The following is a 7325-nucleotide window of genomic DNA, read 5'->3' on the forward strand; positions in this document are numbered from 1 at the left end:
CGAATATATGACCGCTTCCTTTGTGGCTCTATTTTTTTATTTTCTTTCTTGACAAATTCACTCGTCCATATATGACAGCTTTTGTGTTTAAATATAGTAGATGTTATATTATAGACTTTTGACGGAGCGACTACTTATAGGTAGAAAAAAAAGCTGTAATACCAAACCACCATCTAATTAACAATATAACTGCTCGATATCCTTTTAAGTTATACTAGTAATATTATTGGTTTGATGCTAAATTGGTATGAGGAATATGATTTTCATTTTATAAATGATAAAAAGAACCTTAACTTAGAAACCATATCTTTTTCTCCAATTGTCAATATCCAAAATTATAACCATAAAAATTTTTATATTTTGACAAAAACTCTGCTTTCTCTCAAATCAAAAATTTCTGGGATTACCCCCTAGAACCCCAAAGAGGAAAAAGTTAACGTCTGAAAAAGATAAACAGCATAAAATTTATAGTTATTTGCTTGATAAATATTGGTCCAATCTAGGTACAAGTAAGACTGTAGGTGTACCTAACGCTAACGAGGTTTGGAGCGGAGATATCAGTGTGCCGTGCCAAGCGGCTTGAGAGATGAAGGTAGGTCCTTCGCAGTCGATTTACAGGAATAGGCTGCAAACCACTGTATGCGGCAATTGTTTAAGGGCATTGTCGTGAGCGATGCAGAAAAGGCATCCTTGAGGTGTCAGGTATAGACTTAAGAAGACGAACAACAGTGAACCACCGTTCAAGTGTCGAAAGCGCTTCAGATGATGTCAAAACCAAGGAGGTGATGTTGCTTTGGGATAAATTTAGCGGGAACCTGTTTACTGGCTAGGTGGCATCCGGCATAGAGGTGGCGTGAGCTTAAGTCAAGGCTTTCAAGTTGAACACGGGAACCTGTGCAACGATGTTAAAGGAAAGGCACAAGCGGAATGAAGATTACATTTACAATATAGTAAATAGTTAATAGTTAATAACTATAAATTAAATTGCAAAAATTTGTTGCTTTCCAAAAATAAAATATGATAGCATAGATTCTAAGGTCTTTAAAGGCTTACTAAGATCTTTTATTAACTACGTTCAACCAAATCAACTAACAATCAAGGATTATATAAATCCTTATCATAGTACCCCTTGAAGCTAAAAAATCGAAAAGGGTTATTACTATATAATATTAAATCAACCAAAAAGGCATGCTAGGTTCAATAATCTAGCTTCTAAAAAAAGAGGGAAAATAATGAAAAACCACAATAAGGCTAAAGAGTTTTATCAGAATACAGTAGAACCAGAAGTTAAAAAAAATTTTATGGAACTAATACAAGAGGAAATTATTAGCGCCAACTCAACAAATACTTCATTACAAAAACTAATGGAAAACCTTGGTAAAAACTTTGGAGATAAGACCATAGAAGAAGCAATTGGTATTTTAGAAACTATATATGAATCCTTAGGGTTAAAAGATGTACAAGATCTTATTTGTAGCTTAGAAAACATTCGTGCAGAATGGACCATCGTCAATAGAGATGATTTATTTGATGAAGCATTTAATAGTATGTATAGAACCGCAAAACAAAAAGATAACACAGATTTACTAAACTACTTAAAAAGTTATAACACATATATCAAAAGCCATGCAAAAGCTAAACAATTATATGAGGAAACAGATCCTGAAAAAGACTTCTTAACTATGGTGGTTAATAAAATTCATGATGCTCCTGGTAAATATACATTAAAAGGACTAATGTCAAGCCTTGGAGCAAGATTTGCTCATGAGGAAACAAAAGAAGCAATTAGTCTATTAGAAGCTATATATGAGGCTTTAGATCAAGAAAAAGATTTTATTGATCAACATGAATTAAATTTAGAAAATAAAAATAAGCTTCTGGATGAGACTAATAAATTAAGTAAAGATATGTTATTTGATGAATCTTTTGATAGCATGTATCAGATAGCACTACGTCATTACAATCAAGATATGTTAGATGTATTAAAAGAATATTACCCTTGTACTGAAATAATTGGAGATACATTATAAAACTAATTTTAGAGAGGTTAAAATGGTAAGAGTTATTAGTCAAATAGGTGACAGTACAGACGGAGAAGATTATGAGGAATTACAAAAATTGTCTAAAAAACCTAATATTATTGAAAAGCTTAACAAATATAATACAGGCTATAATATTTCATGTATTTTAAAAGAGATAGGAAATCAACTTTTACATAGTACTTCAGTTAGAACCGAATATAAAAAAATTAAAGATAATTTGATCCCTTCAAACAATAAAAGCGAATTTAAACGTTTAGATTCTCAATTTGGACGTGGTTTTGGTTTAATTATTAATTACTATGAGTCAATTCATAAAAAAATATCAGAAGATGCAGCAAGTACTTATTTTCAAATAAACCAAAAATTAATTAGCAAGGCTTGCGCTCAAGAACATGAATACCAAACTTTACAAAATGACGCAGAAAGAGGAGTATATTATTTAGAAAAAAAGGTAGATATACATAACACATTTAAAAACATACGTAAACTTCACAAGTCAATAGAGTTACATGCACAAAATTCAAGGAAAGAAATAGAACCATTTTTTAAATTAGAAAACAAAGATGATGCTAGCATATTTCTGGCAAAAATACGAGCTAGTCAAAAAATAGATAGAGACCTAGGGAAAAATCATTTATGTGACTTTAATCATGGTACGGGTAAGATTATATCTTCTACTTCTATTACTAAAAAAACTACTCAACAAAATGAAACCTTAGAGGTTTGTAAAAGAGGGGCATTTAAACACCTCAAAACAAATGAGGGCACTTATAAGACTATTGGAGAAGAATGGAATAAACTTATAGAAAAACAATCTATCAATGAAAAAGAATTAAAAAAATTCTTTCAATCATCTCTGAAAGGAAGAATAATGCATAGTTTTGTAAAAGACAAGCAATTAGAAGCTGATTTAATAGAGCAATTTAAAGCAGATATAGAGTTAATATTTGGAATAGAAGTCAAAAGAAATTCAGCATCTCTTCTAACCAATGCTATGTTTTTTGATTTGGTAGATAAAGGAATATATAAACTAAAACAAATTGCTAGTAAAATGCCAATGGCTATGGAAGGTGCTGTAAATGCTTCTGTTATAATTGATAAAGATATGGGTAAATCAACATATGATTATAGAGAAAATCCAAGAGGTTCTAAAGAAGCAAAGCAGCTACTAAAAAATGATACTGAAATTCTGCAAGATTGGTTGAGTCTAAAGCTAGACATTCACAATAAACTAGACCCTAATGATGCAATTTCTAGATTAGGTATAAATAGTATTATTCGGACTCTAACTAACCTAAAATTAGGATCTATTGTTACTGATCAGTGTGATCAAAATAAGTTAATTCATGATGAAGAAAAAATACCTTTTAAATTGAGTAACTGTAGTGGTATTTTACAATGGGATTGGGATACAGCTAAAGGACAGTTTAAAGCTAATAAGATTCAGGTACAAGAAGTTTCAGCTAAAGTATTTTATGATTTAATAAAAGATTGGTATGGAATAGAGTTATCCTGCTTAAATAAAGATGATTTTATATTACTTAAGGCAGCAGCTGAACCAAAAGATCCAACACTAGATAGAGATGACTATCAAGGTAGTTTTAAGATTCCTGCTTCAGATACAGCAAGTGAAGGAGCAGTATCTAAAATAAAACCATTAGAATATAAACAAAAACATGTGCTAAATTATAGCAAAATTACAACTTCACTAGATAAAATGAGCTCTAATAAAACATTATCTGTTAAAGTTGATGAAGTAATCAGTCAAGCATTACACGAACACTTAAAATCAAAAGAATTAATGAGCTCTCTTGGAAAACTATTTGGTCCTACTGACAATAATAAATCTTCTGAAGAAATAATGAGTTTTTTAAAAACTATACGCTCGGGTTTAATAGGAAATGAAGAAAGGATATGTAGTAATAGATTGCATCTAAAAGATCCAAATAAACATTTTATGAAAGGTAACGTTTTAAGCATAGATGATTTATTCAATGGGATACTTGATAGAGTAAATGATGCAGCTATACAGAATGACAGGAAAGATATATTAGCAACTTTACAACAGTATTCTTATGACTCACAAGAACAGGTGAACATTATAGGTGATGCATGAATAATATAAAAGAATTAAAATCATGTTAAAATAGACATTTGTCTAATTATGGGTTAAATTACAGAAACGGGGCAAAAGCGAACTAGGAGTCGGAATTGCTGTTAATTTCTTCTCTGTTATAGAAAAATATCCTGCAATAATTTATCTTACTCAAATGCCTTATCCCTGCAGGATGATCATGTTTTACGCATTTATATTTTGGAGTCAATCATTTATTTTGTGTAAGTTCTATTTTTTACATTCCAATAAATCATATTTAAAATCACCACAAAGTATTTCAAATTGATTCAAAGCTAATGACCAATCTTTTATGGGCATAGTCCATTTTTTAGATGCATTTTGCAGAGCTAAAAATATTATTTTCTGAATTGATTTATCATCTGGAAACACCCCCTTATTTTTGATAATTTTTCTAATTTGACGGTTGACAGATTCAATGGTATTTGTTGTATAAATTACCTTTCTTATTTCCTCAGGAAAAGCAAAAAATGGGATTATCCCACACCAATTACGTTGCCAAATATCAGAAATTACTGGATATTTTTTGTCCCATTTTGAACTAAATTGTTGAAGTTTTAGACTTGCCATTTCTTCATTATTTGCTGTATAAATTTGCTTCAAATCTGTGGTCACCTCCTTTAAATCCTTATATGAGACATACTTCACTGAATTGCGAACCATATGAACTATACATAACTGTACTATAGTCGCAGGAAATATGCTACTTATCGCTTCCGGAAAACCTTTTAGACCATCAACACAAGCAACATAAATTTGTTCTACTCCTCGATTTTTTAACTCAGTAACTACTTGCATCCAGAATTTAGCACCTTCATTTTTTCCTACCCAAATACCCAGCAACTCCTTCTTTCCTTCTATATTAACAGCAATCGCTAAATATACTGCTTTATTTATCACTACCTGGTTATCCCTAGACTTAACATGAATACAGTCTAAGTATAATATTGGATAAACCTTATCTAAACCTCGATTTTGCCACCTAGTTACTTCGTCTATTACTCCATCGGTTATTGTCGATATTAAATCACCGGAAACCTCAGTTTGATATATTTCTTCCAAATGACCTCGAATTTCACTGACTGTCATTCCTCGACCATAAAGTGAGATAACTTTATCGTCAAATCCACTGAATCTTCTCAGCCCTTTAGGTATTAATTTGGGAACAAACTCTCCTTCTCGATCTCTTGGTACTTCCAGAGTAACCTTCCTACCATCATCATCAATTATTGTCTTTTCATAGCTACCATTACGACGATTATTATCTACTTTCAGCATTTTACTATGCTTTGAATAACCTAATTCATGCTCTAGTTCACTTTCTAATATTTTTTCAACTATTTGCTTTTTTAGTTGTTGAAATAATCCTTCTTTGCCAAACAACTTAGATGGATCGGCTTTTGATAATAATTCTTCTACTAAATTATTACTTATATTATTATCTTTTAGTTCTAGTATCTTCTTTTTTATTTTTTCTGACATATTTTACCTTGTTATAAGTTGTTTTCTTACAGTACTTCTTACTGCTTACTTTTGCAACTTACACAAAGTATATTATAGACTCAGTTTTGAATGGTCTCCTCACTGAACGTTCTCCACTTATTTGGATAAAGACTCAATTTGCGATAGACTCAAGCCGGTGGATTGAGTAATAAAGTCAACAGATAAACCAGCCTTTAGTAAATTTTTAGCTATAGAGATTGCTTTTTGTTTTTCACCCTCAGCTTTACCCTCAGCTTTACCTNACCTTGTTATAAGTTGTTTTCTTACAGTACTTCTTACTGCTTACTTTTGCAACTTACACAAAGTATATTATAGACTCTATTTTTAGCTCTGCAAAATGCATCTAAAAAATGGACTATGCCCATAAAAGATTGGTCATTAGCTTTGAATCAATTTGAAATACTTTGTGGTGATTTTAAATATGATTTATTGGAATGTAAAAAATAGAACTTACACAAAATAAATGATTGACTCAATAATTACTCTATCCCTGAAATTTCTCGTATTACCGGTTTATCTATCCAGGAGATCAACAATCTGCTTAAATCCTGACACCCTCTACACAAACTTTCTAACACCCTGAGTCTATCAAATATCTGCCATACTACCACTTGCTCCATCACCCCCCATAGTTGTAACTATTTCTGATGGTGTATAAGAAATAATTGATAAAGCTTCACCTATGATCTCTGATATTTTATTTTTATAGCTTTCATCTGTTAATTCTTGATATTTAGTGTCTAGTAATTTACAAAGATCTTTGTGTATACTCTTATCTTCTTCTAAGTATTTTTTTGCTTCTATTATGGCACCTGCTAAAACTCTGCATTCATTTACCTTTAATTTTTGGTGCTTTGGATCATCTTTAAATTTTTTATTATCAATTGCATTGATAAGTGTATTTAACTTCTCAAAGTTATTTTCAGCAATATATAACTTAATTAATGATTTCTCTGCTTCGTAAAAAGCAATTTTTCGAACATCATCAATATTAGGATTTTCATTTACTAAACTTTCTTCTACCCATTCTGTTACAGATTGCATGTCGTTATTTTGAATTTTAGTGACTAAAAATTCAGAATAAGCTGCTTTTAGTGCTTTATGAGGAACATTTTTATACATACAGTTAACCTTTTATTACGTTGTTATAATTAAAATATTGTTTTAAAAGTTACATATTTATATCAGTTAGATGTTATAAATAATAATTATCTTCTATAGGTTGTGATACATTACCTAGTACGTCAGCAAAATACCTGGAACATTCATCTTGGACATGAACCATCCATGCATTATCTAATTTTATCCCTTCTGATTCATAATTTACTTTTGCTAACTCACAAAAAGCTTGAAGTATTGTGGTATTTTTACATTGAGCTTCATCATTAAATATGCATCCTATTTCTAATCCATTAAAAGGTAAAAGAGAAATAATAACATGATTAACGATTTTAGTTTTTAATATATTTTTCGTTACTTCATGACTTATTTCTGAACGAAATATTATAATGGTCTCCATATTTTGGACACAAAAATAGAAGAAATGAGATAGAATTCTTTAGCAAAAAAGGAGAGCTAGAGATGAAAAAACAAGTAAGGCAATATAGTGCTGAGGAGAAATCAAAAATTGTCATAGAGACAATCAA

At 30.5% G+C, this 7325-nt stretch carries 6 protein-coding genes; 2 read left to right on the forward strand and 4 right to left on the reverse strand.

Going from position 1 to position 7325, the window contains the following annotated elements:
- Nucleotides 1-1232: 1232 nt before the first annotated feature.
- Both RiCNE_RS05455 and RiCNE_RS05460 read left to right on the forward strand, forming a co-directional pair.
- Nucleotides 1233-2030, forward strand: coding sequence for a hypothetical protein (locus RiCNE_RS05455; RefSeq protein WP_094649587.1), 798 nt, complete (start codon nt 1233-1235; stop codon nt 2028-2030).
- A 22-nt stretch (nt 2031-2052) separates the two neighbouring features.
- The gene (locus RiCNE_RS05460; RefSeq protein ID WP_133062954.1) at nt 2053-4158 is read left to right on the forward strand and encodes a hypothetical protein; all 2106 of its coding nucleotides are present in this window, start codon (nt 2053-2055) and stop codon (nt 4156-4158) included.
- 228 nt (nt 4159-4386) lie between these two features.
- Here RiCNE_RS05460 and RiCNE_RS05465 read toward each other — a convergent pair whose 3' ends face one another.
- From RiCNE_RS05465 to RiCNE_RS05475, 4 genes are all read right to left on the reverse strand, one after another.
- Nucleotides 4387-5658: an IS256 family transposase gene (locus RiCNE_RS05465; RefSeq protein WP_094649589.1), complete on the reverse strand. Its 1272-nt coding sequence runs from the start codon at nt 5656-5658 to the stop codon at nt 4387-4389.
- A 500-nt stretch (nt 5659-6158) separates the two neighbouring features.
- Complete coding sequence (locus RiCNE_RS08600) at nt 6159-6299, reverse strand: hypothetical protein (RefSeq protein WP_157905695.1); 141 nt, start codon at nt 6297-6299, stop codon at nt 6159-6161.
- Nucleotides 6268-6801, reverse strand: a complete 534-nt coding sequence (locus RiCNE_RS05470; protein WP_094649590.1) for a hypothetical protein — start codon at nt 6799-6801, stop codon at nt 6268-6270. The genes RiCNE_RS08600 and RiCNE_RS05470 overlap by 32 nt, the downstream gene beginning before the upstream one ends.
- 73 nt (nt 6802-6874) lie before the next feature.
- Nucleotides 6875-7198, reverse strand: a complete 324-nt coding sequence (locus RiCNE_RS05475; RefSeq protein ID WP_094649591.1) for a hypothetical protein — start codon at nt 7196-7198, stop codon at nt 6875-6877.
- Nucleotides 7199-7325: the final 127 nt, after the last annotated feature.

The organism is Rickettsia endosymbiont of Culicoides newsteadi (assembly GCF_002259525.1).
Taxonomy (GTDB): Bacteria; Pseudomonadota; Alphaproteobacteria; order Rickettsiales; family Rickettsiaceae; genus Tisiphia.